The following is a 25,485-nucleotide window of genomic DNA, read 5'->3' on the forward strand; positions in this document are numbered from 1 at the left end:
ACATGGACGAGACGGCACCCGCCCTTGATCCCTCTGCCCGTGCCATCCTGCAGCAGCTCGCCGATGTCGCGCTTCCGTCACCTGTCTCCTGGATGCCGCAGACGATCGGCTGGGCCTTCGTCGGGCTTATCCTTGTGCTCATGGCTATCTACGCGGGGTGGCGGTGGCTGAAACGCTACCGGGCCAACCGATACCGTCGTGAAGCGCTTGCCGAGCTCGCCAGGCTCGAGGCCGCCATCGCAGATCCGCAGACGCGGCCGGAAGCACTCTGCGAAATACCGGCACTCCTGAAACGGACCGCCCTTGCCGCCTGGCCACGAGAGGCCGTGGCGCCGCTGAGCGGTCAGGAATGGTGCGCCTTCCTGGAGCATAGCGGGGACCTCGGCGGGCGCCCAACGGGGATCCACGATGTCTTGCAAGATATCGAATATCGCGGTCGCGCCGCACTGATGGCCCTCCCGGAGAACGAGTATCGGGCGATCGCGGCATCGGCGCGTCGATGGATCGAGCGACACCATGTACCAGCTTGACCTTCCATGGATGCTGGTACTGCTGCCATTGCCCGTTATCATATGGTGGCTGCTCCCGCCCTACCGGGAAGCATCGGCGTCGGTGCGACTGCCTTTCTTCAGCGAGATCACGCAAGCGGCAGGCGTCGTACCGACCGAAGGATCCGTCATCCCGCGATCGGACTGGGCGCAGAAGCTCATCGCGCCCATCTGCTGGACGTTGATCGTCATTGCCCTCGCCCGCCCGCAATATGTCGAGCCACCGCTCGAAAAGATCGAACCGCAGCGCGATCTGATGCTGGCGCTCGACTTTTCCCAGTCCATGGAAACGCGCGATTTCGCAAATCCATCTGGCGCCATCGAGGAAAGGGTCGCTGCCGTCAAGGAAGTTGTCGCCGACTTCGTCGCACACCGCCCCGCCGATCGTGTGGGGCTGATCGCATTCGGAGATGCCCCCTATCCCCTCGTGCCGTTCACCCTCGACCATACGACCGTTCAGGCGGTCCTGGCCGATACTGTGCCCGGTATGGCAGGTCCGCGCACGGCGCTTGGCGACGCGATCGGCCTTGCGATCAAGATGTTCGAAGACAGTTCGGCGCCGGAGAAGGTCCTGGTGGTGCTGACCGACGGCAACGACACCGCGAGCAAGATGCCGCCGGACAAGGCCGCCGAGATCGCCCGCGACAACAAGATCAGGATCCATACTGTCGGCATCGGCGATCCGGAGGCTACCGGCGAGGACAAGCTGGACCAGGCAGCCCTCCAGCAGATCGCGAGTAGCACTGGCGGGCGCTATTTCTTCGGTCAGGACCAGACCCAGCTTTCGCAGATCTATGCGACGCTCGACGCGATAACGCCGGCAAACCAGAAGACGCTCTCGTGGCGGCCGCGCATCGAGCTGTTCCACTATCCGCTCGGCGCGGCGCTGTTAATCCTGATCGCTTATCATCTGGTTGCGGGCAGCCTTGCCATGCTGCGCCGCCGTCCAGTGAGCGAGCAGGCGGACACCGGCCGATGACCGGGGACTTTCACTTCTTGCGCCCATGGTGGCTCTTCGCAATCCTGACGGCAGCGCTCCTCGTGTGGGCAGTCGCGCGCCAGACGGACGTCAAGGCAAGGTGGCGTGACAGCATCGCCCCGCATCTCCTCGACCATCTTCTGATCGATCGCTCGGCCGGGCGGAGGCTGCGGCCGGTTCACCTTGTGGCGGCATGGATCGTGCTTGCCGCGCTAGCCGCCGCCGGACCGACATGGGAACGCGAGCAGCCGCCCTTCGTCGCGGACACGGCCCCGCTAGTGATCGCAATCGATCTCTCACAGACCATGGACGCAATCGACGTCTCGCCCTCCCGTCTCGAGCGGGCAAAGCTCAAGGTCCACGATATACTGGAGCAACGAAAAGGTGCGCGCACGGCGATATTCGCCTATGCCGGCTCGGCGCACATGGTGCTGCCGCTGACGGAGGATGCGGCGCTCGTCAACACCTACGTCGCGGCTCTTGCAACCAACATCATGCCCACCCCCGGAAAAGACACGACGAAGGCGCTTGCCGCGGCCGAGGCCGGGTTGGAGCGCGAACAGTCGCCCGGCACGATCCTGTTTCTGACCGACGGCGTGGAGCAGCCCGCCTTTGCAGCGTTCAAGGATTATCATGGGCGCAACGACATCATAGTGCTCGGTATCGGGACGAGCGGGGGCGGCCCGGTAAAGGTTGCGGAGGGGACCTACCTGACGGACTCCGCCGGACGGCGGGTCTCGAGCAAGCTCGATATCGAAGCGTTGAAGGCGCTCCAGGCAGAGACCTCCGTGCAGGTGGCGACGGCAACGCTCGATGACGGCGACGTCTCGTGGATCGTCCGCCATATACAAACCGCCTTCGAACAGAGGAGCGCCGAGGGCAACACGCGCTGGCGCGACGTGGGCTGGTGGCTGACCATTCCGATTGCGCTTCTCGGAGCCTTCAGCTTCCGCAAGGGTCTGCGTGTGCGGTGGGCCGGCGCCCTCTTCCTGCTCTTCGTCTTCACCGGCCCGGACGGCGCGCAGGCCGCCGATCGGGACTTCCTCTCGCTCTGGCTCACGCCGGATCAGCAGGGGCGGCTCTTCTTCGAACGAGGGCAGTACGAGCAAGCAGCAACGAAATTCGGTGATCCCGCCTGGCAGGGGATCGCGTTTTACCGAGCCCGAAAATTCAGCGAAGCGCTGGATGCCTTTGCACGTCTCGATACGGCCGAAGGCGACTACAACCAGGGCAATGCACTCATGCAGCTCAATCGGCCCGGCGACGCAGTACAGGCCTATCAACAGGCGCTGGCAAAGAAACCCGACTGGCAGAACGCCAAGAACAATCTCGCCCTCGCTCAGAGCCTTGCCGCCGCGGAGAAGCAGAAGGACGAGGACCAGGAGGAGCAGGACCCGAACGAAAAGCCAGATCAGGTCCAGTTCGACGACAAAGGCAAGAAGGGCAAGGAAGGACTGGTAGAGGCCGCGACGGCACAGACCGCCGAAATGTGGATGCGCAATATCCAGGTGACGCCGACCGATCTGCTGAGGCGCAAGTTTGCCGTCGAGGCACAGGGAGGGCCGCAATGAGCAAGAGCGCCGCACTCCTTCTTCGGCTCCCAGGCGTCCTCCTTTGCCTGATTGCCGTATCGGGGGCCGCCCGGGCAGCAGAGCCCTTCGCCCGGGCCGAAGTCGCGACCGAAGGCACGCTCTATGTCGGCCAGCAGATAGACATAGACGTCGACGTCTTCGTGCCCAACTTCTTCATGTCGTCTCCGCAGTTTCCGCTCTTCAACCTGCCGAACGCGGTCGTGCTGCTCCCGGACACCGGTGCGCTGAATCTCGCCGAGACACAGGGCACCGATTCCTTCGCGGGCATTCGGCGGACCTATAGGGTTACGGCACAGGCGCCGGGCGACTTCACGCTGCCGGCGGTCGCGATCACCTTTCGCTATGCCGCAGTTCCGGGCCAGGCGACGGAAGGGAGCGTGGCAATGCCCCAGGTCGCCTTCACCGTCCTCCCGGTCCCCGGCGGCGGGCAAAGCGGCGGGCAGATGGCAGCTGCAAGCGTCACCATCAGCCAATCCACGGGCAGTCCTGCGGAGTCCGTCAGGGTCGGCGATACGCTCGTGCGCACAATCCTGATCGAGGCGCAAGGATTGTCGGCCATGGCGATCCCCGAGCCGGAATTTTCGGCCCCCGAAGGTGTGCGGATCTACCGACACGATCCCAAGCTTGAGGATCGGCCAGGATCGCGCGGCGTGGAACCCGGTGCCACGCGGACAGACACGGTCACCTATCGGTTCGACAGGCCGGGGCATTTCACCCTGCCCGCTGTGAATGTTCCGTGGTTTGATCCGCAAAGCGGTTCAACCGAAGAGGCTTCGGTTCCGGCGATCGTAGTGGTCGTGCAAGAGGCCGCAGCGGGGGAAGGCATCGCACCTCCTGCACAGGAGGAACCGAGCGCCCGATCACCGGTCGACTGGCGAAGGCTGTTACCCGTCGCCATCGCCATTGTGGCGGTGCTGCTGCTCGGTGGCTTCATCGCTGCCGGCCTACCGCTCCTCCTTGCGCGCTGGCGACGCCGGCGGGTCGAGAGACAGGAATCGGAGGCAGCCTATTTCGGGCGCCTCCGGCAAGCCTGCAGCACCGGCGATCGCAAGGCCGCTGCAATCGCGCTTGATCGATGGGCACGCCGTGCCGGCATTCGCAGCGTCTCCAACTGGCTCGATGCCTATGGAGACGCAGACGGCAGGGAAGCACTGGACGCCTTCCAGGCCGAACTCTTCAGCAGCCAGCAGGATACGCCCCATGCAAACCTCGCACGACTGATGACAGTGCTTGCCCGCGCCCGAAAGAAAGCGCTGGAGCGCGCCTCGCCAACCGATACTCGCGCCGGCGATCTGCCGGAGTTGAATGCGTGGCTGCGACCGAGCACACCGACAGCCGAAGCGGTGAACCCATCCGAATTGTCGTCGGACGTCGTGCCTAACAGACGATAGCAATGTGCCAGCATTTCCGGGCGTTCGCATCGCAGCGCGCGAATTTGTCGCGCCGCCCTCTCCTGCCGTCGAGGCGCAGGCATTATCAACGAGGCATCTATCTTACTGGTTTTATTTCCATTTCTCGTATTCGGCGATCACTGATCTGCCCGCAGTTGCGTCTCAAAAGGCCCCACCAAAAACATGCAGCTTGCCGAAGAAAGCGGCAGATCACTGAAAAAAATAGCCCCGATCAAAAATTTTGACTTCTCGTTGACACATAAGAAGGTTCTAATGCGCGTTCGGGAGGAGATAAAAATGCACAAAATGGAATGGAAAGTGCCCATCGCCGTGGGCGGTGGTCACGGAACGCATGAAATTTTGCGTGGTCCTGGCGATGCGCTCAGGTTCATGAGGCGGCACTGGCCCGAGAAGCATGGCCTGTTCTACAAGATGGCAGAGAGCCGCTGCCGGGAGAGCCTTGCCGACGCGATACCGCCGGATGGCTCACGCCTACCCTTCGTGGCTGCGATGATCGAAGCCGATATCATGTTCGTCTGAAGCCTGACGCTCGCGCCATCGGGAAACGGCGCGCACAAAAAGCCTCGATCACCCGAGCCTCGATTTCACTAGGCCACACTTGCGCTCCGCCGGGAATTGACCGCTGCGGGGCGCGATGGTTTGTTCACGCTTCACTCGCGAGAAATCTTCGCTCGGATCACTGAAGACCATCGATTGCCATCGTTGCATCGAAGGCGCATCGTTCAAACAGATAGCACGAATGAAATTCAGGCGGCGTCGCCGTCGGCGGCGGGAAGCTCGGCGAAGAGTATCTGAAGCTCCATCTGCACAGCCGCCATGAATGCCGCAGCCTGACGCGCTATCTCCTCCTCGGATTGCCCGCTCCTCCGTAGACGGGCGACAAGCTCCTTCATCTCCGCCCGCCAATATTCGTTTGCGCTCTCGCCGTGCAGGTGCATCAGCTTTGCCGCGCAACGCCTTACATCGGCAAGGCGCCTGTCGGCGGGAAACTCAACAATCATCAAACAACTCCGGCGATTCGACTGGTGACGCCGGCATGAGTAAACTGCTTCGGCTTAACGAACGGTAATGCTGGAATTACCGGTCCTCGTCGCCGTGATGCTCCTCACGGCAACCCGGCCCTGTGGGTACCCAGAGTCGCGGTTGCGCGCCGATCACGAGAGGCGGCAATTCCCGCGATGTGCAAAACGCAGAATTTTCTTGCGCCAAGGCACTGGTAATAAACAAGGATTACTCTAGTTCCCCCTCCTGCGCGGAGATGCGCAGTCAATTAACGATAACTAAAGTGTGAACGCGCACCGCTGGCAATCGCGGTTGACCAAAGAATTCGGCTCGCTAGGGTTGCAGCATGTTCGAGCATCACGTTCATCCATTGGATTTGCCTCTATTTTCGAGAGACATGGCACTTCTCCAACGCGTCTTTGACATGATCCGCGTCGAGCGCAGGATTGACGCCGGCCATCCGGAAGGCGATCTTCTCGCCGCCACCATCATCCATCTCTACAAGCAGGGCATCAGGGAGGAAGCGGAGCTTCTTTCGGTGATGCGAGCGGAAAAGTAGATAATGCAAGCCTCTTCTCCACCATGCTGACGTTGACGAGGAAGCGGCAAAGCATGCATGGTCGCCTCCGACGCAGGGGAGAACCGCCGCTTGGAACTGAAGCCGCTCAAGTCTACGCTCATAGAAGCCATCGCCTATGACAGGGACAGCAGGCGGCTGACAGTCTATTTCATGGACGGCCATGTGGGTCAGTTCCTCCATGTGCCCGAGGGCGTTGTCCTCGGACTGGAACTCGCCGCCTCCCCCGGCAGCTTCTATGTGAGCGAGATCAGAGACAAGTACGAGCGCGCCTGACGAAAGCCGGTCGCGAAGAAGCTCGGCAAAGATGCGGGGCAAGTGTGCGGCTCGGGGGTATGTGGATATTAAGGCTTTGTTACCGCTGGCGCAGCTTGGGCATGGACCGCTTGCTCGCCTGGGTGGAAGACCAGTGTGCCGCTGCCGTCCTGCACGTGCCGTGGCAGGAGGCCCGGCGGGCGGACCATGTTGCATAGACACCGGGCCTCCTCAATCGCCTGTCCCGGCCGCAACCGCCTCGGCCGGGAGGTTGGCTCTGCATCGAAGACGCGGTGCGCCTAGAAGCCGACGGGCGGCGCGTAGAAGCAGCGCACCGTATTCTCATTGGGAAAGAGGCAGAGGTGATAGGCGCCATCCGGCGATTCCATCGTCTCTTTCTGGGGAACGAAAAAGATGTGTTTGTGCGTGGCGAGCCTGTGGTCGCCAGGCAGCAGCGTCACCTGGAAACCCTGCGTCACGATCCGTACGGTCTTCGACGGGATCATCTGGCAATCGCCGGTGTGTCCGTCTCCATTGCAACAATAAGGTTCGTAAGCAAAACCTGACGGCGCATCATGGCCCCAGGCAGCGCCGGCAAAGGTCAGAACTATCGCTGCAATGAATAGTCGCATGGCGTCCTCACTTCTTGAAGGCGGATTGAAGCGGAGCATTCGCGTAGTTGCAGCTTCATCTGCCATCCCGGCAAAATAGGGGCCAACTTCAGTTGAGCCAGACCACCGCAAGCCACATCCGGCATCGCGCAACCTATTGCGTCGCCGCCGCATCAGGGCGAATCGCACGCGCGGCGGACAGGCCAAGCCTGAAATATCCGGCTTTTCTCGCCGAAACGGCGGTAATGCGATGCGCACGATGCTCAAAAGGAACGAGCGCGATCAAAAATCCGTGACATTTCCCGTAAATTCAAAACCTTCACGAAAATTTAGGCACTTGCGGAACACATATGGAACATATAGTGTCCGTTCTGGATTTGTTTCAACTCCGAGGGTGTCCCGTAAAATGCTGACGCGCAAACAACAGGAACTGCTTCTCTTCATTCATGAGCGGATGAAGGAATCGGGTGTACCGCCTTCCTTCGATGAGATGAAGGACGCCCTCGACCTAGCATCCAAGTCGGGCATTCACCGGCTTATCACGGCGCTGGAGGAAAGGGGTTTCATCCGCCGCTTACCGAACCGCGCCCGCGCACTCGAGGTCATCAAGCTGCCGGAGGCCTACAACCCGGCCGCGCAGCCGCGCCGCGGATTTTCGCCGAGCGTCATTGAAGGCAGCCTGGGCAAGCCTCAGCCGGCGGCGAGCGTCGCTGCGAAGTCTTCGAGCGATGACAACGGCGGCTCCGTTTCCGTGCCGGTCATGGGACGCATCGCAGCCGGTGTTCCGATCTCGGCGATACAGAACAACACGCACGACATCGTCGTTCCCGCAGACATGCTCGGCAATGGCGACCACTACGCGCTGGAAGTCAAAGGCGATTCCATGATCGAGGCCGGCATTTTCGATGGCGACACGGTCATTATCCGCAATATGACGACCGCCAACCCGGGCGATATCGTCGTCGCCCTCGTGGACGACGAGGAGGCCACGCTGAAGCGGTTCCGCCGCAAGGGCGCATCGATTGCGCTCGAAGCGGCAAACCCTGCCTACGAGACCCGCATCTTCGGGCCGGATCGGGTCAGGGTGCAGGGCAAGCTGGTGGGTCTCATTCGTCGTTATCACTAGGACCGAGATCGTTTTCCACCTCTGACGCTTCGAGGAATTGCCCGGAGCGCCAGTCATAGGTGCGATGGCGCTGCCAAGGTCGAGCCAAGGAGCCCAGAGCTGTGGTGATCTCGGGCTCACCATTCACGAAACGAATTTCGATGGCGCCCGTTCTCCGCAATGTTTGCGCGGTGAACAGCAGCGCGCCCGAACGGCAGCGATCAAGCCTCAGTCGTGCCGCTGTCACGACAATGTCGGCCGTGTCGCAGGCGGGCCCTAGATAGGCAACGTCATCGATTACCGTGAGGCTGCGGCCGTCCTGCAGCCTGGCTGTACACCAGGCCTTCTTCTCGCAGACAAAGCCGCCGTTTTTGCTCTCCGCCTGCGCCGCACGGAGCGCGCTTCGGGCGTGGTCGCCTTCTTCGGGTGCGAGGACGCGGCGAGCAGTGGGTTCGCTGTCCTCTGCGGGTAATGACGCCGCCACTATCTTCGGCGGGCGATGTTCGTTGAGAGCGAGCGCGCGCTGCCATTGGCTGAAGATGAAGCTTGGCGGGCGCTCCCGGTTGGAATGGAGCGCTTCGTCGCGCACTAGGGCGACCAGGCGACCGTCTTCCGAGATCACGATATCAGGGCGCGGCGCTGACGGTGCGAGGGCCACGCCGAGGACCGCCGCAGCCATGAGAAATGCTCCGGCCCAGCGCAGGCGCGTGCGAAGCAGAGTAAGGACAAGGAAACCTGCGACCGCGACCGAAAAGAACCAGGCAGGCTGGCGACCGATGCCGACATTACCGCCCCAGCCGGCGACTGTCTTTGCGACAAGGATGACGAGATCGAGGCCGAACCCCGTCACCTGCCACGGCAGGCTATCAAGGCCGAAAGGCATTAGCAGCATGGCCACGAGGCCTGCTGGCATCACGATGAAGGAGATGATGGGCATGGCCGCCAGGTTGGCGGCAAGGCCATAAGCGGCCAGGCGATGAAAATGCTCGATGGAGAAGATCGCGGTCGAAAGCCCGCCGATGACCGAAGTCAGCAGGATGCCGGCGAAAAATCGCATTGCCAGCACAAAGGGGCGCAGCACCATCATCTTCGCAACGGCGTTTTCGTTCGCGGGCCGCTCTTTCCAGATGGCATAGCCGGCAACGAGAGCAAGCGTCGCGGCGTAGGACATCTGGAAGCTGGGACCCAGGACCTCCGAGGGGGCAAGTGCGACAATGACGATCGCCGAAAGGGCCACGTTGCGCAGGCTGAGGGATGGACGGTCGAAGAAGACCGCCGCCAGCATTATCGCCATCATGATGAATGCCCGCTCGGCCGAGACGGCAAAGCCCGAGATCAGGAAATAGGCGGTCACGGCGAGAAGCGCTCCTGCGGCGGCGATCTTCTTGCCGGGAAGAGCTTCTGCCGCATAGGGAGAAAGGCTGAGAAGCGAACGAAAGCCGACAAAAAAGATACCGGCGGAGAGGGCCATGTTCAGTCCCGAGATTGCGATGATATGCGCAAGGCCGGAGAGACGCAGTGCCTCCGTGGTTTCATCGGAGATCGCCCGCCTCTCGTCGGTGACGAGTGCGGCGGCAAAGGCGCCGGTATCGCCCGGCAGGACCGAGCGAATGCGATCGCCTATTCCGCTCCTCAGGCGATAGAGCCAGTCCGCGACGGCCTCCTCCCATTGCTCTTCGGGATCGGTCGAGACACCTGCCGGCTGAACGCGCTTTGGCGCGCCATAGAGGTAGCCGACAGCGCCGATGCCGTCGAAATAGGCCGAGAATGCAAAGTCGTTGAGTCGCGGCAGGGCCGGTCCGGAGGGCGGAGACAGGCGGGCACGGCCCGTCATGGTCTCCCCGATTTCAAAGGCAGCACCGCTGCGCACGGTAAGCGAGATCCTCTCCGGCGGTCGTCCCAGGCGCGGATCCTCGGTGCTCTTGACCGCGAGAAGATAGCGCCAGCGCCCTGCCCCATCCGCCTCACGCCGCTCAACCTTTCCCGTGATGGTCGTCGTGACGGCCGAATCGAGGACGACAGTAGCGGCGCGGAATGTCTCGAGCTGAGCAAGAAGCATCCCCGCAACGATCAGCGCGCACGCGGCAAGGATTGGTCGCAGAGTGCTTGTGGTTCCGCGCGCAAGATGGAAGCAGCCTGCGAGCAGAAGAAGACCGAGAAAAAGCGACAAGAGCATCGGATCGCCCGCCGCCTCGAACCAGAGAATGGCACCCAGGCCGAGGCAGATCGGAACGAACAGGATCGCCCGCCCGTGCGCCGCCTCTTCTGCGGCCATTCGACCAATGCCGGAGCCGATATCGTCGAACAGGCCACGCAAGCGCCGGCCCAATCGCACGCCTGCCTGCGTGCGCAGAGACTGCGGTAAGCGACGACGAAAAGACGCAACGGCACCCTCGGCGCCGGCTGCTCCAAGAGGCGTCTCGCCTCCAGCAAGCGGCCGCTCGTTGGTGTCGAGCTGCGCCATAAATCTCGCTCTCCAGTTGGACAAACCTGGCCAAACATGGAACGTTTTGCGAATTACAGCAACCTTAAATTACTAAAGTAAAATCGACCTGCAACCGTGCCAAACAACCGGCAATATAAGCGTTTTCTGGTATGCAGAAACGTCCGTTCTGGTGTGCCTAAAAGTTGATTTCGCAATGCACAATTCGGCGCCAGAGTAACTTGGCATTGGCGTCGGGATCATATAGCAAGACGGAGGACGCTAAATCTTATGGCGCTTTTATGGCGCCATCCTGCCAGTTCGGAGGATCAGCATGACGGAACACAGCGCTACACTGACATTCGGCGAAAAGAAGGTGGACTTGCTTGTCAAGGACGGCACCATCGGCCCGAGTGTCCTGGACATTGGTGCCCTCTACAAGAACACCGCGGCTTTCACCTACGATCCCGGCTTTACCTCGACGGCTTCCTGCGAATCCAAGATCACCTATATCGACGGCGACGAAGGCGTGCTGCTGCATCGCGGATATCCGATCGAACAGCTTGCGGAGCACGGCGACTTCCTCGAAGTCTGCTACCTGCTGCTGTATGGTGAACTGCCGACATCGGCCCAGAAGAAGGATTTCGACTACCGCGTGACCCACCACACAATGGTTCACGAGCAGATGTCGCGCTTCTTCACCGGCTTCCGCCGTGACGCGCATCCGATGGCCGTCATGTGCGGCTGCGTCGGCGCCCTGTCGGCCTTCTATCACGACTCGACCGACATCACCGATCCGCACCAGCGCATGGTCGCAAGCCTGCGCATGATCGCCAAGATGCCTACGCTTGCCGCCATGGCCTACAAGTACCATATCGGCCAGCCCTTCGTTTACCCGAAGAACGATCTCGACTACGCCGCGAACTTCCTGCGCATGTGCTTTGCTGTTCCTTGCGAGGAATATGTGGTCAATCCGGTGCTTGCCCGCGCCATGGACCGCATCTTCATCCTGCATGCCGACCACGAGCAGAACGCCTCTACGTCGACGGTGCGCCTGGCCGGCTCTTCCGGTGCGAACCCCTTCGCATGCATCGCCGCCGGCATTGCCTGCCTCTGGGGCCCGGCTCACGGGGGCGCGAACGAGGCGGCCCTCAACATGCTGACGGAAATCGGCTCGGTCGAGCGCATTCCGGAATATATCGCCCGCGCCAAGGACAAGAATGATCCCTTCCGCCTCATGGGCTTCGGTCACCGCGTCTACAAGAACTACGACCCGCGCGCCAAGATCATGCAGAAGACGACGCACGAGGTTTTGGGCGAGCTCGGCATCAAGGACGATCCGCTGCTCGAGGTCGCGATGGAACTCGAGCGCATCGCGCTCACTGACGAGTACTTCATCGAGAAGAAGCTCTATCCGAACATCGACTTCTACTCGGGCATCACGCTGAAGGCGCTCGGCTTCCCCACCACGATGTTCACCGTTCTCTTCGCGCTTGCCCGCACCGTGGGCTGGATCGCGCAGTGGAACGAGATGATCGAGGACCCGGAACAGCGCATCGGCCGCCCGCGCCAGCTTTATGTCGGCGAGACGCGCCGGGACTACGTTCCCGTTTCGAAGCGTTAAGCTTCGGTCGTCCCGACATGCGGGGCGCGATAACACAAAAAGAAACCGGTCAGAAACGACCGGTTTTTTTTGTTTCCAGGATGTCGAGCACGATCTCCGCGGCCCGCTCGCCGGGTGGGACCGGCGTCTGGACCCGCTGCCATACGAGATCGAAACCTTCCAGCATTGCCCGGCGCTCGATCGTGTCGCTTGCCAGCCGCTCGACGCACCGGGCGATATTGCCGGGTCTCACCATCTCGTTGATTGTTTCCGGCACCACCGTGTAGTCGGCAATCAGGTTTGGCAGGGCCGCGCTCCAGGTCTTGATGCGGTGATGCAGCAAGCGGATGATCCAGTCGGTCCTGTAGGCGGAGATGACCGGCACGCCGGCCAGCGCCAGTTCCAGCAAGACCGTCCCGGACGCCGCCATGGCGGCATCGGCCGCTGCGAAAGCCCGCCACTTCGCCTCGCCACCCACGACGACATCCGGCTTGATCGCCCAGTCCCGGACCAGATTGCGCACAGTTGCTTCCTGCCGAGCCATGGTCGGCAGCACGAACCGCATGTGAGGATTGCGATCGGCCAACAAGGCGGCGGCCTCTCCGAATGTCGGCAGCAGCGCATTGATCTCGGACGACCGGGACCCCGGAAGCAGCAGGATCGTCTTTTCCTCATCCGGCCCGGTCGGCAGCCTCGCGGCCCGCTGCCCACGCGTGGCGACGAGCGACGGGTCGGCGGCCAGTCTGTGCCCGACATAGCTCGTCGCCGGCCCACCAAGGCGTTTCATGATTTCAGGCTCGAACGGAAGCACTGCGAGCACGTGATCGACATAGCCGAGCATTTGCTGCGCGCGGTACTCCTTCCAGGCCCAGACACTTGGGCAGACATAGTCGACCACCGGAACCGAAGGCAGAGCGCGCCGCACGCGGCTCGCGACGCGATGGGTAAAGTCGGGGCTGTCCACGATGATCAGGATGTCCGGCCGTGCCTCAATGATGGCAGCTGTCGTCTGGCCGATCCTTGCCGCCAACTTCGGAAGGCGTGCGAGGACCTGCGTGATCCCCATGATCGACAGTTCGGAGAAGTCGAAGAGCGATCTCAGGCCCTGCGCCTCCAGCCCCTCTCCGCCGACGCCGACAAGCTCCAGCGAACGGCCCGGAATAAGGCGCCGCAGCGACGCGATGAGATCGGCTCCGAGAAGATCGCCGGACACCTCACCCGCGATGACGGCGATTTTCAGGGCGGCTTCGCTCATTCGAAACCTCCAGCCGGCAAAGCGCGGTCGAGTCCGACGATGAACAGGCCTGCGGCGTCTGCCGCCTCGATGGCGGCATTGCGTTCCAGCACGAGCGCGCGACCGGCCTCGACGGCAATGCCCGCCAGACCCGCCCGCTTCGCATTCAGCACGGTTGAGACGCCGATCGACGGCAAATCGGCGCGGATATCCTGCTGCGGCTTGCAGAGTTTCACCAGCACGCCGCGCCGGCGCGCCGATATCCTTCCCTCAGCGCGCAGTTCAGCCACGCGCTCGAGCATCCGGTCCGTCCCTTCGGCCCCTTCGAGGGCGACGACGCGGCCGCCGACGCTGATCGCGCCTTGGCCGACGTCGAGAAGCCCCAGAGCTTCGGCTGCCCGCGTCGCCTGGACGATATCGCGCCTGTCCTCGTCGGAAGGAGAAAGCGCGCCGACCGGGCCGACCGTAGCGAGCAGATCCGGCGCAATCTCATGGGCACCTATGACACGGCGCCCATTGGCCTCTATCAGCCTTATGACCATCTGCAGAACGCTGTCGTCGCCGCCGGACAGCAATGTCCTCACGACGAACGGAACCGCCATCAACGTCTTCAAGGTGGGGCGCACTTCGCGCCATTCCGGCCGGCGACGGACGCTCCCCGACAGGACAACGCGATCAACCCCATATTTGCGGAAAAGTGCGTCGAGCCCCGCGAAGTCGCCGACGCCGATGACCGCGTAGTCATAGCCTTCCCAGCTGCGATCGGCCTCATTCTTCAGCGCTATGATGACCGGGTTCTCGCCGGCAACGCGCGCCGCCGCCGCAAGATGGAACGGCAAGAGGCCGCTTCCGGCGATGATCGCCAGGCGGCCCAGCGCATTCTGTCCCCCAGGCGACACAGGATCAGCCTTTCTGACCTCTGCTCGGCGAGGACAGTGCCCTGTCACTTTCTGCAGCGATGAAGTCCAGAATTTCCTGCACGGGCATGCAATCGGCATATTCATCACGGATCGCAGCGGCATTGTCGCGGATCGATGACGAGCCCTCGAAGATCGCCTTGAAGGCCCGGCGCACCGTGTGGATGACGGATCGCTCCATGCCGGCTCGGGTCATTCCGACGACATTCAGGCCGCCGAGGATGCCCGGGTTCCCATTGAGCATGCCATAGGGGATGACGTCATAGCTGACCGCCGAGAGCCCGCCGACGAACGCCTGGCGGCCGACGCGGGTAAACTGATGCACGGCTGAGCCGCCGCCGAGAATGACGCGGTCCTCGATGGTGACGTGGCCTGCCAGCATGACGTTGTTGGACATGATGACGTTGTTGCCAATCTGGCAATCGTGCGCCACGTGAGAATTCGCGAGGAACAGATTGTTATCGCCGACGACCGTCTTGCCGCCACCGCCAGCGGTGCCGGTATTCATCGTCACACCCTCGCGAATGACGCAGTTCTCACCAACGGTGAGCGTCGTATCCTCGCCACCGTGATGAACGCTTTGCGGATCGCCACCGACAACCGCCATCGAAAAAATGCGCGTGCCGCGCCCGATCGTCGTCCTGCCGGCCACGATTGCATGCGGAAGAAGCTCGACCCCGTCATGCAGCACCACATGCGGGCCTACATAAGAGAACGGGCCAATCTTCACGTCTTCGCCGACGACCGCGCCCTCTTCCACCACCGCAAGGGGATGGATCAGGGCGCTCTTCGAAATAGTGCTCATACGTCGTCCCTGTTTACGATCATCGCGCCGATATCCGCCTCCGCGACCAGCGTGTTATCAACCTTGGCATCGCAATGGAACTTCCAGATGTTGCCGCGCTGCTTCTGCTTCACCACGTGGAATTCGACACGATCACCCGGGACGACGGGCTTGCGGAAACGCGCGTTGTCGATCGTCATGAAATAGACGAGGTTGCCCGTCTGACCCGCCTTGCGCGCACAGATGGCACCCGCTGTCTGGGCCATTCCTTCGATCAGAAGCACACCGGGCATGATCGGAGCGCCGGGAAAGTGGCCGGTGAAGTGCGGCTCGTTGGCAGTCACGTTCTTGATGCCGATTGCCGAATTGTCATCGTCGATCTCGATGATCCTGTCCACCAGCAGGAAAGGGTACCGATGCGGCAAAAGCGTCATGATCTCGGTAATGTCTGCCGAAGATAGCGTGCTCTTGGCTTCCTCAGTCATTTTTTTCTCCAGATTTCTTCGAGCGGTTGGCCGAACGGGCCGCGATATCAGCTATGTCGCGCAGAAAATCCTTCAATGGGCGCGCGGGGATGCCGCCGTAGCGCTCGCCGGGAGGAATGTCGCCGATCACGCCGCTCATAGCTGCGATCTGAACGCCGTTGCCGATCGTGATATGGCCATTGAGCCCAGCCTGCCCCCCGATCTGGACGCCGTCTCCGAGCCTCGTGCTGCCTGCGATACCCACCTGGCTCACGATCGCGCAATGCCGTCCAATGCGCACATTGTGTCCGATCTGGACCTGGTTATCGATCTTGCTGCCCTCGCCGATCACGGTGTCATCCATCGCGCCACGGTCGATGGTCGTGTTGGCTCCGATCTCGACATTGTCCTGGATGATGACGCGACCAACCTGCACGATCTTCATCATGCCGCGCGGCCCGGGAGCATAGCCGAAGCCGTCCTGACCGATGCGCGCGCCATTGTGGATGATGACGCCATTGCCCACCAGAGCGCAGAGAACGCTGGAGCCGCCGGCAATCACGCAGCCGCGGCCGATCTTGACATTTGGCCCGATGATCGCGCCTGCGCCGATCCGCGTACCCTCGCCGATCTCTGCTCCGGCACCGATAATCGCCATCGGTTCGACGTCGACATCCGCCTCGAGACGTGCCGTCGGATCCACGAACGCGGCCGGCGATATGCCGGGAGCGGCCGAGGTCAGGCGCTGCGGGCGCATTGCGTCGGGATGGAGCAATGCCCCGGCAACGGCAAAGGCAGTATGGGCATTGGACGAAAGCAGGACCGGTATATGATCCGGTATCATCGACCTAAGCGCAGGATCGCACAGGATTGCGGAAGCCCGGCACGTCGCCAGGTCCTCCTTGCTACGCCTGGAAAGGATATAACAGAGATCACCCTCGCCCGCCCGGGCGACCGGCGAGACAGACCGGATGATCGTATCACCCACGCTCGCATCAGCGAGCTCCGCTCCAAGATGAAGCGCCAGCGCAGAAAGGCTGACGCCATCGTGGGGCGGAAAAAAGTGGTTATACTCCATCAGCAAGAGCTCCAGAACAGTATTCGAGTCCGCGGTTCTGGACTGCCGATATCAGAATTGGTTGGCTATGCCAAACCGGAAATTCTGGGTCTTGTCGAAGTCTTCCTTCGCGACAGGAACGGCGTAATCGACCCGGAGTGCACCAAAAGGCGACAGCCAGACGACACCTACACCCACCGAGGCGCGCAGCGAACTGCCAGTGCCCTCGGCAACGTCGGTGCCCAGAATATCGACATCGTTGCCGAATGCCGTTCCGGCATCGGCGAAGACGGCGCCGCGCAGGTTGAAGTCACGCGGAAGGCCCGGCATCGGGAAACTCGCTTCAGCCGAGGCAGCGACGAAGGTCTCGGCACCAAGTGGATCGCCGTTCGTGATGCGCGGACCGATACCGCGGTTTTCAAAGCCGCGGATTTCATTGCCGCCGACCATGAACTGGTCGAAGACGTTGAGCGAACCGAAGCCGAATACGTGGCCGGCGGAACCGCTGACCGAACCGATGATGTCCGCATCATCCGAGAGCAGCTTGTAATAGCGCGCCTTGCCGCTCAGCTTGTAGTAGTGTGAATCACCGCCGAGGCCTGCGAGCTCCTGCGTTGCGGTGGCATAGATACCCTCACGCGGCAGGGTCATGTCGTCGAGCGTATTGTAGGTCAGCGTCTGCGAAACGGACGACTTCACCCACGGGCCGTTGTCGACCAGGTTCTGGTACGTATCGGAAAGATCACTCGACGCATTCGAGTAGTCGATGCTCCGGAAGTTGTAACGGAACGTCGTTGCCAGATCCTCCGTAATCGGCGCCGTCAGGCGTACCGAGAACGTGGTTTCTTCGTAGTCGTAGTCGTCGTTGCTGCCGGTCGAGCTGTGCGCCAGATCAAAGCCCGCCGCCAGTCGATAGCCGAGGAAATAAGGCTCGGTGAAGGACAGGCTGTAGGTCTGCGAGTCGTCCTGACCACCACCAGCCGCGATCCTGATGTACTGGCCGCGACCGAGGAAGTTCTTTTCTTCGACCGAAGCCTCAAGCAGGAAGCCGTCGCCGCCGGCCGCATAGCCCGCGCCGATACCGAAGGAGCCCGTGGGCTGATCCTGAACGTCAACGACGATCACCACGCGATCCGGCGAAGTGCCTGGCGCGGTCGTAATGTTCACGGACGAGAAGTAGCCGAGTGCCTCAAGACGACGCTTGGCACGGGTGATCAAGGTCTGGTTGAACGCATCGCCTTCGCTGACGTCGAATTCGCGGCGAATGACGTAGTCACGCGTACGCGTGTTGCCGCGGATCTCGATGCGCTCGACGTAAGCGCGCTCGCCCTGGTCGACGAGATATTCCACGCCGATGGTGTTGTTGCCGAGATTGCGGTTGCCGCGCGGCGTGACGCGGGCGAACGGATAACCTTCCGCCGCGACACGATCGGAGATCGCCTCGATCGACTTCTGCACTTCCTTGGCGCTGTAGGTGTCGCCTGCACGCGTGACGACGAGCCCCTTCAGACTGTCGCCAGTTACGCCTTCGACGGTGGACTCGACGGTGATGTCACCGAAGTCGTAGCGCGGACCTTCGTCGAGGGTGAAGGTGATCGCATATTCGTTCGTCGATTCATCGAGCGTAGCGTCAGCCGACACAACGCGGAAATCCGCATAGCCGCGGTTGTAGTAGAACTGGCGCAGCGCTTCCTCGTCAGCGTGAAGCTTCTCGTCGTTGTAGACGTCCTTCCGGGTCAGGAAGGAGAGGAAGTTCGACTTCTTCGTGTTGATGACGGATGCAAGGCGCCCGCTGCTGTAGGCCTGGTTGCCAACGAAATTGATGGCAGAAATCTTGGTGCGGTCACCCTCGTTGATGACGAAGGCGAGGTTAACGCGGCCCTCACCAACCGGGACAACCTGCGTCGTTACCTCGACCTCACTCCGGCCGATCGCAGCATAGGCTTGCTTGATCGATGCGATGTCCGCCTGGATCATCGTGTCGCTGTAGGGACCGGACGAATGCGTCTGGACGATGCCCGCGAGCTTGTCATCCTTGATCTTGCGGTTGCCGTTGAAGACGACCTGGTTGATCAGCTCGTTCTCCTTGACGGAGACAACGAGCGTGCCACCCGACACGTTGATGCTGACATCTGAGAAGTAGCCCGTGGCATACAGCTGCTTTACCGATTCATCGATATCGGCATTCGAAAAGGTCTTGCCTGGAACAATGGTAAGATTGGAGCGCACAGCGTCTGCACCGACACGGCCTGCACCACGTACATCAATCCGCTGAATCACTGCAGCCTCAGCTGCTGTTACGGAGATCAAAGTCAGAGCGCCCGCTCCCGAAGCGACGATACCAGCAGACAGCGCCACCGCCGATACCGCGTTCAAAAATCTTGAACCAGACTTCATTTCAAATCTTACCTTTTGTTCCTTAAGTACCGATGCCGGGCGCCCCCGACTCCGATCGCGTGTGTCGTTTTACCCGCTTTTGACATACAAGCAAGTCAGCACGTTAATTTCTGTTTACTTCATTTCCAAGCGTGACCCATTCGCCACGACAGCTTCGAAACAGCGTAAATAAACAGTAACTTCCCCAAAAACTGCCTTAACCTATCAGTGCACTTATATCGTTCCACGTTGCGAAGACCATAAGCGACAGCACCATGGCCAATCCAATACGGAAAGCGATCTCCTGAGCACTTGCACCGAGGGGTTTTCCCCTCACCGCTTCCACCGCATAGAACATCAAGTGGCCGCCATCAAGTACCGGAACCGGCATAAGATTCAACAACCCAATGGAAACCGAAAGAACAGCCGCGAGCTGAAGGACCGCTGCGATGCCGAGCGTGGCCATCTGGCCCGAGGCCTGCGCCACGCGGATCGGTCCGCCGAGCTGATCGGCCTTCATGTATCCCGTCAGCAAGTTGCCGATATACTGGAAGGTGCCGGTAACGATGTGGCCGGTCTGCACGACGCCCTCGTGCAGTGCCTGCAGCGGCGTGAAGGTCTGCACGCGGAAATGCCCGGCTTCCTGGCTCGTGACGATGCCGATGATGCCCACTTCCATCTTGTTGCCGAACTGGTCGGTCACCTCGGTCGCCTTGGGAACCATGGGGAAGTCCACGCTTCTGCCGTCGCGCTCTACGGTCACGACGATGTGGCGGCCCGGCCGGATCCCCACATAGCGACGGACGTCGTCGAAGGTCGCGACCTTGCTGCCGTCGATGGCGACAAGCAAGTCTCCCGGCAGGATTCCGGCCTCGGCAGCAGCACTTTCGGGCCGCACCTCGGCAACAACGGGATCTGAGACTGCCCGCCCGTAAATGCTGAAAAGGATCGCGAAAATGACGATCGCAAGGAGAAAGTTGGCAATCGGTCCGGCTGCGACCGTTGCCGCGCGCTTCCAGAGTTTCGCGCCGGCGAAGGAGCGAGCCCTGTCCTCCTCGCTCATTGCGGCGACATGATCCATGTCCGGCTTGCTAGAGGCGTCCTCGTCGCCGAAGAATCGGACATAGCCGCCAAGGGGAATCGCGGAAAGCTTCCACCGCGTGCCGTGCCCGTCCGTGAAGCCTGCAATCTCCGGCCCGAAGCCCACCGAGAATGCGAGAATGCGGATGCCGCTCCAGCGTCCGACGAGATAGTGGCCCATCTCATGCACGAAGACGAGAAGTGACAGGACCAGGATGAACGGAACGATGTAGCCCGTCAGAAAACCAAAAATGCCGGCCAAGCCTTCCATGTCTACCGCCTTCGTTGCGATGAATTTCAGACGTCGAGCAATAGGCTGCTCAGTGACGCCGCATCACCGTTCTTTGCCAGCGCCAGCACAATTGCAAGCAAAAACGCTGCAAAACAAGCAAAAATGAGGCCGTCGACCCGATCCATCACGCCGCCATGACCAGGGATGAGGTGACTGGAGTCCTTTACCCCGAAACGCCGCTTGATGAATGACTCGAACAGATCGCCGGCCTGGCTGCAGACGGAGAGCAGCAGAGCGACAAGGGCGATACCCCAACCGACGCTGGGAAAGAAGGCGTAGGCGACGGCCGTTCCGGCAATGACGGCCGAGACAGCACCACCGATCGCGCCCGACCACGTCTTGCCCGGCGATATGGCAGGCGCAAGCTTCGGGCCGCCGATGCTACGCCCCACGAAATACGCGAGGATGTCCGTTGCCCAGACCACCGCGAAGATGAAGAGCATGGCCACGAAGCCGACAGCGTCGTCCCCTCTGATCTCGGCAAGCGCTATGCCGGTCATCCCCGCATAGACCACGCCAACCGGCGACCACCATGTTCCCGCCCGGAACAAGGACCGCGCCACCGTAACGACCGTAAAAAGCGCCAGAAGACCGACTGCGTATCCCGTCTCACCGGCCAGGGTCGCGGCGGCCACCGCCACCTGCCCCAGCCAGCCGATGGCGTTCGCCTGGATATCTCTTTCATGAAGACGGATGATCGACGTCCACTCGTAGTAGACGAGCAAGGCGATCAACGATGCGACCAGGCGAAAAACAAAGCCGCCGTACCAGGTCGCAGCCAGCACCACGGCGGCGAGAATTACGCCGGAAACGATACGAAGCTGCAGTTCCCGCTGCATCAAGACCCCGTTGCCGCGGCCTTGGCCGAAAGCCCGCCAAAACGTCGGTCGCGCGAGGCGTATTTCTCCAGGGCCGACAGGAACAAGTCACGGCTGAAGTCGGGCCAGTATTCCGGAAGGAAGATGAATTCCGAATAGGCGGCCTGCCAAAGCAGGAAGTTCGAGAGACGTTCCTCGCCGCTCGTTCTGATGATGAGGTCGGGATCCGGGATCCCTGCCGTATCGAGCCGGGAATTGATAAGTTCAGGACTGATGTCTTGGGCCCGCAAACGGCCAGCCTCCACGTCCTTCGCCAGACTGGCCGCCGCGCGCGCGATTTCGTCGCGGGAGCCGTAGTTGAAGGCGATCACCAGGGTAAGTGCCGTGTTGCTGCGCGTCGTCTCCTCAGCCTCGATGAGAAGGTTCAGGATGTCGCTGCGCAGGCCTTGTCGGTCCCCGATCACGCGGATACGGACGTTCTGGCGGTGCAGCTCCGCGAGGTCCCGCCGGATGAAGGCCTTGAGCAGGCCAAGCAAATCCGTCACCTCGGCTTCGGGACGACGCCAGTTTTCCGAGGAGAAGGCAAAGAGGGTGAGGTATTTGATACCGATATCACCCGCCGTCCTGACGGTTTCACGCACGGCCTCGACACCCTTGCGGTGCCCCATGGTGCGTGGAAGCCCGCGCCCCTTGGCCCATCGGCCGTTGCCATCCATGATGATGGCAACATGCTCCGGCACGGTCACGAATAGCGAATCTGACATTTCTCTTCCGGTTGGTTTCGACGGAGGATTGCGAGCACTGGTTGCCCTCAAACCTGCATGATTTCCTTTTCCTTCTCCGCTAGCAAGCGGTCAATTTCGGAAATCGTTTCATCGGTCATTTTCTGGACCTTGTCCGACTGGACACGGCTTTCATCCTGGCCGACCACTCCGTCCTTCTCGGCCTTCTTCAGCGCTTCCATGCCGTCGCGGCGCACGTGGCGGGCCGCAACCTTGCCCTTCTCGGCATACTCATGGGCAACCTTGACCAACGAGCGGCGGCGCTCTTCGTTGAGCTCGGGAAGCGGAATGCGCAGGCTCTGCCCGTCGACGATCGGGTTCATGCCGAGGTTCGATTCGCGAATGCCGCGATCGACGGCGCCCACCATCTGCTTGTCCCAGACCGAGACCGAGAGCATGCGGGGCTCGGGCACCGTGATGTTGGCGACCTGGTTCAGCGGTACGCGCGATCCGTAGGCTTCCACCATGACCGGATCCAGGATGTTGGCCGACGCGCGCCCGGTGCGAAGCGAGGCGATATCGTGCTTGAAGGCGGCGACAGCGCCTTCCATGCGGCGCTTCAGTTCTTTCAGATCGGTTCCATCACTCATGTCATAAACTCCCGTCTCATATCGCCCCGCGCCATGAAATGCGACGCGAGGACCCTCAATTGTCGGATACGATGGTCTTACGACCGCCGCCGGTCAAGATTTGCGCGAATCCGCCCTTCTCGTGGATCGAAAAGACGACGATCGGAATGGAATTCTCACGCGCGAGGGCCACGGCAGCGACATCCATCACCGCCAGTCCCTTTTCCAGGACCTGGCTGTGGGTCAGATGCTCGAATCGCGTGGCGTCCGGATACTTCTTCGGATCCGCCGAATAGATGCCGTCGACCTGCGTGCCCTTGAAGATCGCCTCTGCGCCCATCTCGGCTGCGCGGAGCGCGGCGGCAGAGTCGGTGGTGAAAAACGGATTGCCGGTGCCGCCGGCAAAAATCACTACGCGCCCGAGCGACAGATGGTAGACCGCTGCGCGCTGGGAGAAGCTTTCGCAGATCTCGGGCATGGCGATGGCGGAAAGCACGACGGTATCGATGTTCAGCTTGCGCAGCGACGTTGCCAGCGCCAGCGCGTTGATGATCGTGCCGAGCATGCCCATATGGTCGCCGGTGACCCGATCTCCGCCCTTCGACGCCACGGCGACACCTCTGAAGATATTGCCGCCGCCGACGACGACGCCCACCTCAACCCCCATCTCCCGCGCTTCCGCAATATCGGAAGCAATGCGATCGGCAACCTCGACATCGATGCCGAAGCCCTGGCTGCCCATCAGGGCTTCGCCAGACGCCTTGAGCAGGACACGCTTGTAGAGAGGCTGGGACAATATCGTGACTCCTCGTGTTGATTTGCTTGCCCGATACACGAAGGGCATCGCGTTGTCACGCGATGCCCTTCGGTTTCCAGTAACATGTGAAGGGCGATCAACCCTTGGCGACAGCAGCGACTTCGGCAGCGAAGTCGGTCTCTTCCTTTTCGACGCCTTCGCCGAGAAGAAGACGGGCCATGCCGGTGACTTCGATCGGAGCGCCGGCTTCCTTTTCAGCTTCCTTGATCGCAGCACCGACCGTCAGATCGGGGTTGATCACGAAGGCCTGAGACAGAAGGGCTACTTCTTCGAAGAACTTGCGCATACGGCCGTCCACCATCTTTTCGATGATGGCTTCCGGCTTGCCGGATTCGCGGGCCTGCTCGATGAAGACGTTGCGTTCGCGTTCGGCAACGGCGGCGTCGACTTCTTCGGCACGAATGGCGAGCGGATTGGTCGCAGCGATGTGCATGGCGACCTGGCGGCCGATCGAGGTCAGGACAGCCTTGTCGCCGATCGACTTCAGCGCAACCAGCACGCCGAGCTTGCCGATACCGTCGCCGGCAGCGTTGTGGATGTAGGTCGCAACAACGCCGTGCTCGACTTCGAGCTTGGCCGCGCGACGGAGCGTCATGTTTTCGCCGATGGTTGCGATCGCGTCCTTGATGGTGTCGGCGACCGGCTTGCCGGATGCCGGATAGGTCGCAGCCGCAATGGCTTCAACCGTGCCATCGGTCGTCAGGGCAACGTTGGCGATGCCGCGGACGAGATCCTGGAAGGCGTCGTTGCGGGCAACGAAGTCGGTTTCGGAGTTCAGCTCGACGACAACAGCCTTGTGGCCAGCGCCGGCAATGGCGATCAGGCCTTCAGCGGCGGCGCGGCCAGCCTTCTTGTCGGCCTTGGAGATGCCCTTAGCGCGCAGCCAGTCGATCGATGCTTCGATGTCGCCGTTGTTTTCGAGCAGCGCCTTCTTGCAGTCCATCATACCTGCGCCGGACTTTTCGCGCAGTTCCTTCACCAGTGCAGCCGTAATCTCGGTCATAAGCTTCCTCTTGTCGGTTATACGGTGGGCCGAGTATCGCGGCGCGGCACCGGATTGAGGCACGAAATGTACCTGTATGTATGACAGCGTTATGAAGACGCGTCACAACAAAATTCCCTAGGGGGCGTGAGCACCACCTGAAACGGTCAAGGCCGCCGTAACTTCAGAAAGTCGCGAGCGGCCTCGTCCAATCTCGGCAAGCGAGGCGGATACGCGATCCGCCCGCCTTCTATCAGGCGCCGGCCTCGTCAAGCGCCGGCTCGACAGGCGCTTCTTCCGAAGCACCAAGGTCACGGCCGGAAGCGCTCTGCTGGCGGGCAATGCCATCGATCGCTGCGCGGGAGATGAGATCGCAGTAAAGTGCGATGGCGCGCGAAGCGTCGTCGTTGCCCGGGATCGGGTAGTCGATCAGGTCCGGATCGCAGTTCGAATCGATGATGGCGACGACCGGAATGCCGAGGCGCTTGGCTTCGTCGATCGCGATCTTTTCCTTGTTCGTGTCGATGATGAACATCAGGTCCGGGGTACCGCCCATATCGCGGATACCGCCGAGAGCCTTGTCGAGCTTTTCACGTTCGCGCTCGAGGTTCAGACGTTCCTTCTTGGTGAAGCCCTGGGCATCGCCACCGAGGATTTCGTCGAGCTTGCGCAGGCGCTGGATCGAGTTGGAGATCGTCTTCCAGTTCGTCATCATGCCGCCGAGCCAACGCGAGTTGACGTAGTACTGAGCGGAACGCTTGGCGCTATCAGCGATGAGCTCCGAGGCCTGGCGCTTGGTGCCGACGAACAACACGCGACCACCACGGGCAACGGTGTCGCTGACGACCTGCAGGGCGCGCGACAGCATCGGAACGGTCTGAGCCAGATCGATGATGTGAATGTTGTTACGATCGCCGAAAATGTACGGCTTCATCTTCGGGTTCCAGCGGTGAGTCTGGTGGCCGAAATGGACGCCTGCTTCGAGAAGCTGGCGCATAGAAAAATCGGGCAATGCCATGCCTTGTTATCCTTTTCCGGTTGAACCTCCGCAAGGCGAACAGCATCCTCTTCGAAGATGCCACCGGGCGGAACAATCCGGATTTCTCCCGGACGATCCCATGCCTTACGTGTGGAATGCGGCTGGCCATACCCCCACTCGCCAAGAAAATCAAGGGCTGCGGGGAAAAAGATTGCAATCGCCGGCGCG

At 61.5% G+C, this 25,485-nt stretch carries 25 protein-coding genes; 9 read left to right on the forward strand and 16 right to left on the reverse strand.

The window, feature by feature from the left end; translation table 11 throughout:
• Positions 1-2: 2 nt before the first annotated feature.
• The 5 genes from EV286_RS09700 to EV286_RS09720 all read left to right on the forward strand — a co-directional run bounded on the left by EV286_RS09700 (position 3) and on the right by EV286_RS09720 (position 5,050).
• Complete coding sequence (locus EV286_RS09700; RefSeq protein WP_132956807.1) at positions 3-530, forward strand: DUF4381 domain-containing protein; 528 nt, start codon at positions 3-5, stop codon at positions 528-530.
• Positions 517-1,527, forward strand: a complete 1,011-nt coding sequence (locus tag EV286_RS09705) for a VWA domain-containing protein (RefSeq protein WP_132956808.1) — start codon at positions 517-519, stop codon at positions 1,525-1,527. Before EV286_RS09700 ends, EV286_RS09705 begins: the two co-directional genes overlap by 14 nt.
• Positions 1,524-3,098: a VWA domain-containing protein gene (locus tag EV286_RS09710; protein WP_132956809.1), complete on the forward strand. Its 1,575-nt coding sequence runs from the start codon at positions 1,524-1,526 to the stop codon at positions 3,096-3,098. The genes EV286_RS09705 and EV286_RS09710 overlap by 4 nt, the downstream gene beginning before the upstream one ends.
• Positions 3,095-4,510 carry a BatD family protein gene (locus tag EV286_RS09715; RefSeq protein WP_132956810.1) on the forward strand — a complete coding sequence of 472 codons (1,416 nt, stop codon included), beginning with the start codon at positions 3,095-3,097 and terminating at the stop codon, positions 4,508-4,510. The genes EV286_RS09710 and EV286_RS09715 overlap by 4 nt, the downstream gene beginning before the upstream one ends.
• Positions 4,511-4,693: 183 nt before the next feature.
• Positions 4,694-5,050 (forward strand): DUF982 domain-containing protein, encoded by a 357-nt coding sequence (locus EV286_RS09720; RefSeq protein ID WP_132956811.1) that lies wholly within the window; start codon positions 4,694-4,696, stop codon positions 5,048-5,050.
• A gap of 227 nt (positions 5,051-5,277) precedes the next feature.
• On the opposite strand, the gene EV286_RS09725 is transcribed toward EV286_RS09720, so the two are convergent.
• Entirely contained in the window at positions 5,278-5,532 is a 255-nt protein-coding gene (locus tag EV286_RS09725) for a DUF6074 family protein (RefSeq protein ID WP_348633532.1), read from the reverse strand.
• Positions 5,533-5,930: 398 nt separating this feature from the next.
• Between EV286_RS09725 and EV286_RS31915 the strand changes: the two genes are divergently transcribed.
• Positions 5,931-6,092: a hypothetical protein gene (locus tag EV286_RS31915; protein WP_165932813.1), complete on the forward strand. Its 162-nt coding sequence runs from the start codon at positions 5,931-5,933 to the stop codon at positions 6,090-6,092.
• Positions 6,093-6,182: 90 nt separating this feature from the next.
• The gene (locus EV286_RS09730) at positions 6,183-6,386 is read left to right on the forward strand and encodes a KTSC domain-containing protein (RefSeq protein ID WP_245500656.1); all 204 of its coding nucleotides are present in this window, start codon (positions 6,183-6,185) and stop codon (positions 6,384-6,386) included.
• 278 nt (positions 6,387-6,664) lie between these two features.
• Here the strand turns inward: EV286_RS09730 and EV286_RS09735 are convergent, their stop codons facing one another.
• The gene (locus tag EV286_RS09735; protein WP_132956814.1) at positions 6,665-6,997 is read right to left on the reverse strand and encodes a hypothetical protein; all 333 of its coding nucleotides are present in this window, start codon (positions 6,995-6,997) and stop codon (positions 6,665-6,667) included.
• Positions 6,998-7,382: 385 nt separating this feature from the next.
• Between EV286_RS09735 and lexA the strand changes: the two genes are divergently transcribed.
• Positions 7,383-8,102: a transcriptional repressor LexA gene (lexA, locus tag EV286_RS09740; RefSeq protein ID WP_132956815.1), complete on the forward strand. Its 720-nt coding sequence runs from the start codon at positions 7,383-7,385 to the stop codon at positions 8,100-8,102.
• Here the strand turns inward: lexA and EV286_RS09745 are convergent.
• On the reverse strand, positions 8,083-10,545 hold the full coding sequence (locus EV286_RS09745; protein ID WP_132956816.1) for a ComEC/Rec2 family competence protein: 2,463 nt from the start codon (positions 10,543-10,545) through the stop codon (positions 8,083-8,085). The genes lexA and EV286_RS09745 overlap by 20 nt on opposite strands.
• A 292-nt stretch (positions 10,546-10,837) precedes the next feature.
• On the opposite strand from EV286_RS09745, the gene gltA reads away from it, so the two are divergent.
• Positions 10,838-12,127, forward strand: a complete 1,290-nt coding sequence (gene gltA / locus EV286_RS09750; RefSeq protein WP_132956817.1) for a citrate synthase — start codon at positions 10,838-10,840, stop codon at positions 12,125-12,127.
• Between the two features lie 49 nt (positions 12,128-12,176).
• Here the strand turns inward: gltA and lpxB are convergent, their stop codons facing one another.
• The 13 genes from lpxB to rpsB form a co-directional block, all read right to left on the reverse strand.
• Complete coding sequence (lpxB, locus tag EV286_RS09755) at positions 12,177-13,361, reverse strand: lipid-A-disaccharide synthase (protein WP_132956818.1); 1,185 nt, start codon at positions 13,359-13,361, stop codon at positions 12,177-12,179.
• A complete protein-coding gene (locus EV286_RS09760) occupies positions 13,358-14,239 on the reverse strand; it encodes an LpxI family protein (RefSeq protein WP_245500657.1) in 882 nt (293 codons plus the stop codon). The genes lpxB and EV286_RS09760 overlap by 4 nt, the downstream gene beginning before the upstream one ends.
• A 4-nt stretch (positions 14,240-14,243) precedes the next feature.
• Positions 14,244-15,062: an acyl-ACP--UDP-N-acetylglucosamine O-acyltransferase gene (gene lpxA / locus EV286_RS09765; protein ID WP_132956820.1), complete on the reverse strand. Its 819-nt coding sequence runs from the start codon at positions 15,060-15,062 to the stop codon at positions 14,244-14,246.
• On the reverse strand, positions 15,059-15,526 hold the full coding sequence (fabZ, locus tag EV286_RS09770; RefSeq protein ID WP_132956821.1) for a 3-hydroxyacyl-ACP dehydratase FabZ: 468 nt from the start codon (positions 15,524-15,526) through the stop codon (positions 15,059-15,061). The genes lpxA and fabZ overlap by 4 nt, the downstream gene beginning before the upstream one ends.
• On the reverse strand, positions 15,519-16,583 hold the full coding sequence (lpxD, locus tag EV286_RS09775) for a UDP-3-O-(3-hydroxymyristoyl)glucosamine N-acyltransferase (RefSeq protein ID WP_132956822.1): 1,065 nt from the start codon (positions 16,581-16,583) through the stop codon (positions 15,519-15,521). Before lpxD ends, fabZ begins: the two co-directional genes overlap by 8 nt.
• Positions 16,584-16,634: 51 nt before the next feature.
• On the reverse strand, positions 16,635-18,959 hold the full coding sequence (bamA, locus tag EV286_RS09780; RefSeq protein WP_132956823.1) for an outer membrane protein assembly factor BamA: 2,325 nt from the start codon (positions 18,957-18,959) through the stop codon (positions 16,635-16,637).
• Positions 18,960-19,155: 196 nt separating this feature from the next.
• Positions 19,156-20,289 carry an RIP metalloprotease RseP gene (rseP, locus tag EV286_RS09785; protein ID WP_132956824.1) on the reverse strand — a complete coding sequence of 378 codons (1,134 nt, stop codon included), beginning with the start codon at positions 20,287-20,289 and terminating at the stop codon, positions 19,156-19,158.
• 26 nt (positions 20,290-20,315) lie between these two features.
• Positions 20,316-21,149: a phosphatidate cytidylyltransferase gene (locus tag EV286_RS09790; protein ID WP_132956825.1), complete on the reverse strand. Its 834-nt coding sequence runs from the start codon at positions 21,147-21,149 to the stop codon at positions 20,316-20,318.
• The gene (locus EV286_RS09795) at positions 21,149-21,892 is read right to left on the reverse strand and encodes an isoprenyl transferase (RefSeq protein ID WP_132956826.1); all 744 of its coding nucleotides are present in this window, start codon (positions 21,890-21,892) and stop codon (positions 21,149-21,151) included. The genes EV286_RS09790 and EV286_RS09795 overlap by 1 nt, the downstream gene beginning before the upstream one ends.
• A 47-nt stretch (positions 21,893-21,939) precedes the next feature.
• Positions 21,940-22,500: a ribosome recycling factor gene (gene frr / locus EV286_RS09800; protein ID WP_132956827.1), complete on the reverse strand. Its 561-nt coding sequence runs from the start codon at positions 22,498-22,500 to the stop codon at positions 21,940-21,942.
• Positions 22,501-22,555: 55 nt separating this feature from the next.
• Positions 22,556-23,278: a UMP kinase gene (gene pyrH, locus EV286_RS09805; RefSeq protein ID WP_132956903.1), complete on the reverse strand. Its 723-nt coding sequence runs from the start codon at positions 23,276-23,278 to the stop codon at positions 22,556-22,558.
• Positions 23,279-23,372: 94 nt separating this feature from the next.
• The gene (tsf, locus tag EV286_RS09810) at positions 23,373-24,299 is read right to left on the reverse strand and encodes a translation elongation factor Ts (RefSeq protein WP_132956828.1); all 927 of its coding nucleotides are present in this window, start codon (positions 24,297-24,299) and stop codon (positions 23,373-23,375) included.
• 232 nt (positions 24,300-24,531) lie between these two features.
• Positions 24,532-25,296 (reverse strand): 30S ribosomal protein S2, encoded by a 765-nt coding sequence (rpsB, locus tag EV286_RS09815; RefSeq protein WP_132956829.1) that lies wholly within the window; start codon positions 25,294-25,296, stop codon positions 24,532-24,534.
• Positions 25,297-25,485: the final 189 nt, after the last annotated feature.

Source organism: Rhizobium sp. BK251 (assembly GCF_004345245.1).
Lineage (GTDB): Bacteria > Pseudomonadota > Alphaproteobacteria > Rhizobiales > Rhizobiaceae > Rhizobium.

Bases quoted from the DNA above. Each gene is read 5' to 3' on its own strand.
- EV286_RS09700 (WP_132956807.1), top strand. From the start codon at position 3: ATGGACGAGACGGCACCCGCCCTTGATCCCTCTGCCCGTGCCATCCTG.
- EV286_RS09705 (WP_132956808.1), top strand. From the start codon at position 517: ATGTACCAGCTTGACCTTCCATGGATGCTGGTACTGCTGCCATTGCCC.
- EV286_RS09710 (WP_132956809.1), top strand. From the start codon at position 1,524: ATGACCGGGGACTTTCACTTCTTGCGCCCATGGTGGCTCTTCGCAATC.
- EV286_RS09715 (WP_132956810.1), top strand. From the start codon at position 3,095: ATGAGCAAGAGCGCCGCACTCCTTCTTCGGCTCCCAGGCGTCCTCCTT.
- EV286_RS09720 (WP_132956811.1), top strand. From the start codon at position 4,694: ATGCAGCTTGCCGAAGAAAGCGGCAGATCACTGAAAAAAATAGCCCCG.
- EV286_RS09725 (WP_348633532.1), bottom strand. From the start codon at position 5,532: ATGATTGTTGAGTTTCCCGCCGACAGGCGCCTTGCCGATGTAAGGCGT.
- EV286_RS31915 (WP_165932813.1), top strand. From the start codon at position 5,931: ATGGCACTTCTCCAACGCGTCTTTGACATGATCCGCGTCGAGCGCAGG.
- EV286_RS09735 (WP_132956814.1), bottom strand. From the start codon at position 6,997: ATGCGACTATTCATTGCAGCGATAGTTCTGACCTTTGCCGGCGCTGCC.
- lexA (WP_132956815.1), top strand. From the start codon at position 7,383: ATGCTGACGCGCAAACAACAGGAACTGCTTCTCTTCATTCATGAGCGG.
- EV286_RS09745 (WP_132956816.1), bottom strand. From the start codon at position 10,545: ATGGCGCAGCTCGACACCAACGAGCGGCCGCTTGCTGGAGGCGAGACG.
- gltA (WP_132956817.1), top strand. From the start codon at position 10,838: ATGACGGAACACAGCGCTACACTGACATTCGGCGAAAAGAAGGTGGAC.
- lpxB (WP_132956818.1), bottom strand. From the start codon at position 13,361: ATGAGCGAAGCCGCCCTGAAAATCGCCGTCATCGCGGGTGAGGTGTCC.
- lpxA (WP_132956820.1), bottom strand. From the start codon at position 15,062: ATGAGCACTATTTCGAAGAGCGCCCTGATCCATCCCCTTGCGGTGGTG.
- fabZ (WP_132956821.1), bottom strand. From the start codon at position 15,526: ATGACTGAGGAAGCCAAGAGCACGCTATCTTCGGCAGACATTACCGAG.
- lpxD (WP_132956822.1), bottom strand. From the start codon at position 16,583: ATGGAGTATAACCACTTTTTTCCGCCCCACGATGGCGTCAGCCTTTCT.
- bamA (WP_132956823.1), bottom strand. From the start codon at position 18,959: ATGAAGTCTGGTTCAAGATTTTTGAACGCGGTATCGGCGGTGGCGCTG.
- rseP (WP_132956824.1), bottom strand. From the start codon at position 20,289: ATGGAAGGCTTGGCCGGCATTTTTGGTTTTCTGACGGGCTACATCGTT.
- EV286_RS09790 (WP_132956825.1), bottom strand. From the start codon at position 21,149: ATGCAGCGGGAACTGCAGCTTCGTATCGTTTCCGGCGTAATTCTCGCC.
- EV286_RS09795 (WP_132956826.1), bottom strand. From the start codon at position 21,892: ATGTCAGATTCGCTATTCGTGACCGTGCCGGAGCATGTTGCCATCATC.
- frr (WP_132956827.1), bottom strand. From the start codon at position 22,500: ATGAGTGATGGAACCGATCTGAAAGAACTGAAGCGCCGCATGGAAGGC.
- tsf (WP_132956828.1), bottom strand. From the start codon at position 24,299: ATGACCGAGATTACGGCTGCACTGGTGAAGGAACTGCGCGAAAAGTCC.
- rpsB (WP_132956829.1), bottom strand. From the start codon at position 25,296: ATGGCATTGCCCGATTTTTCTATGCGCCAGCTTCTCGAAGCAGGCGTC.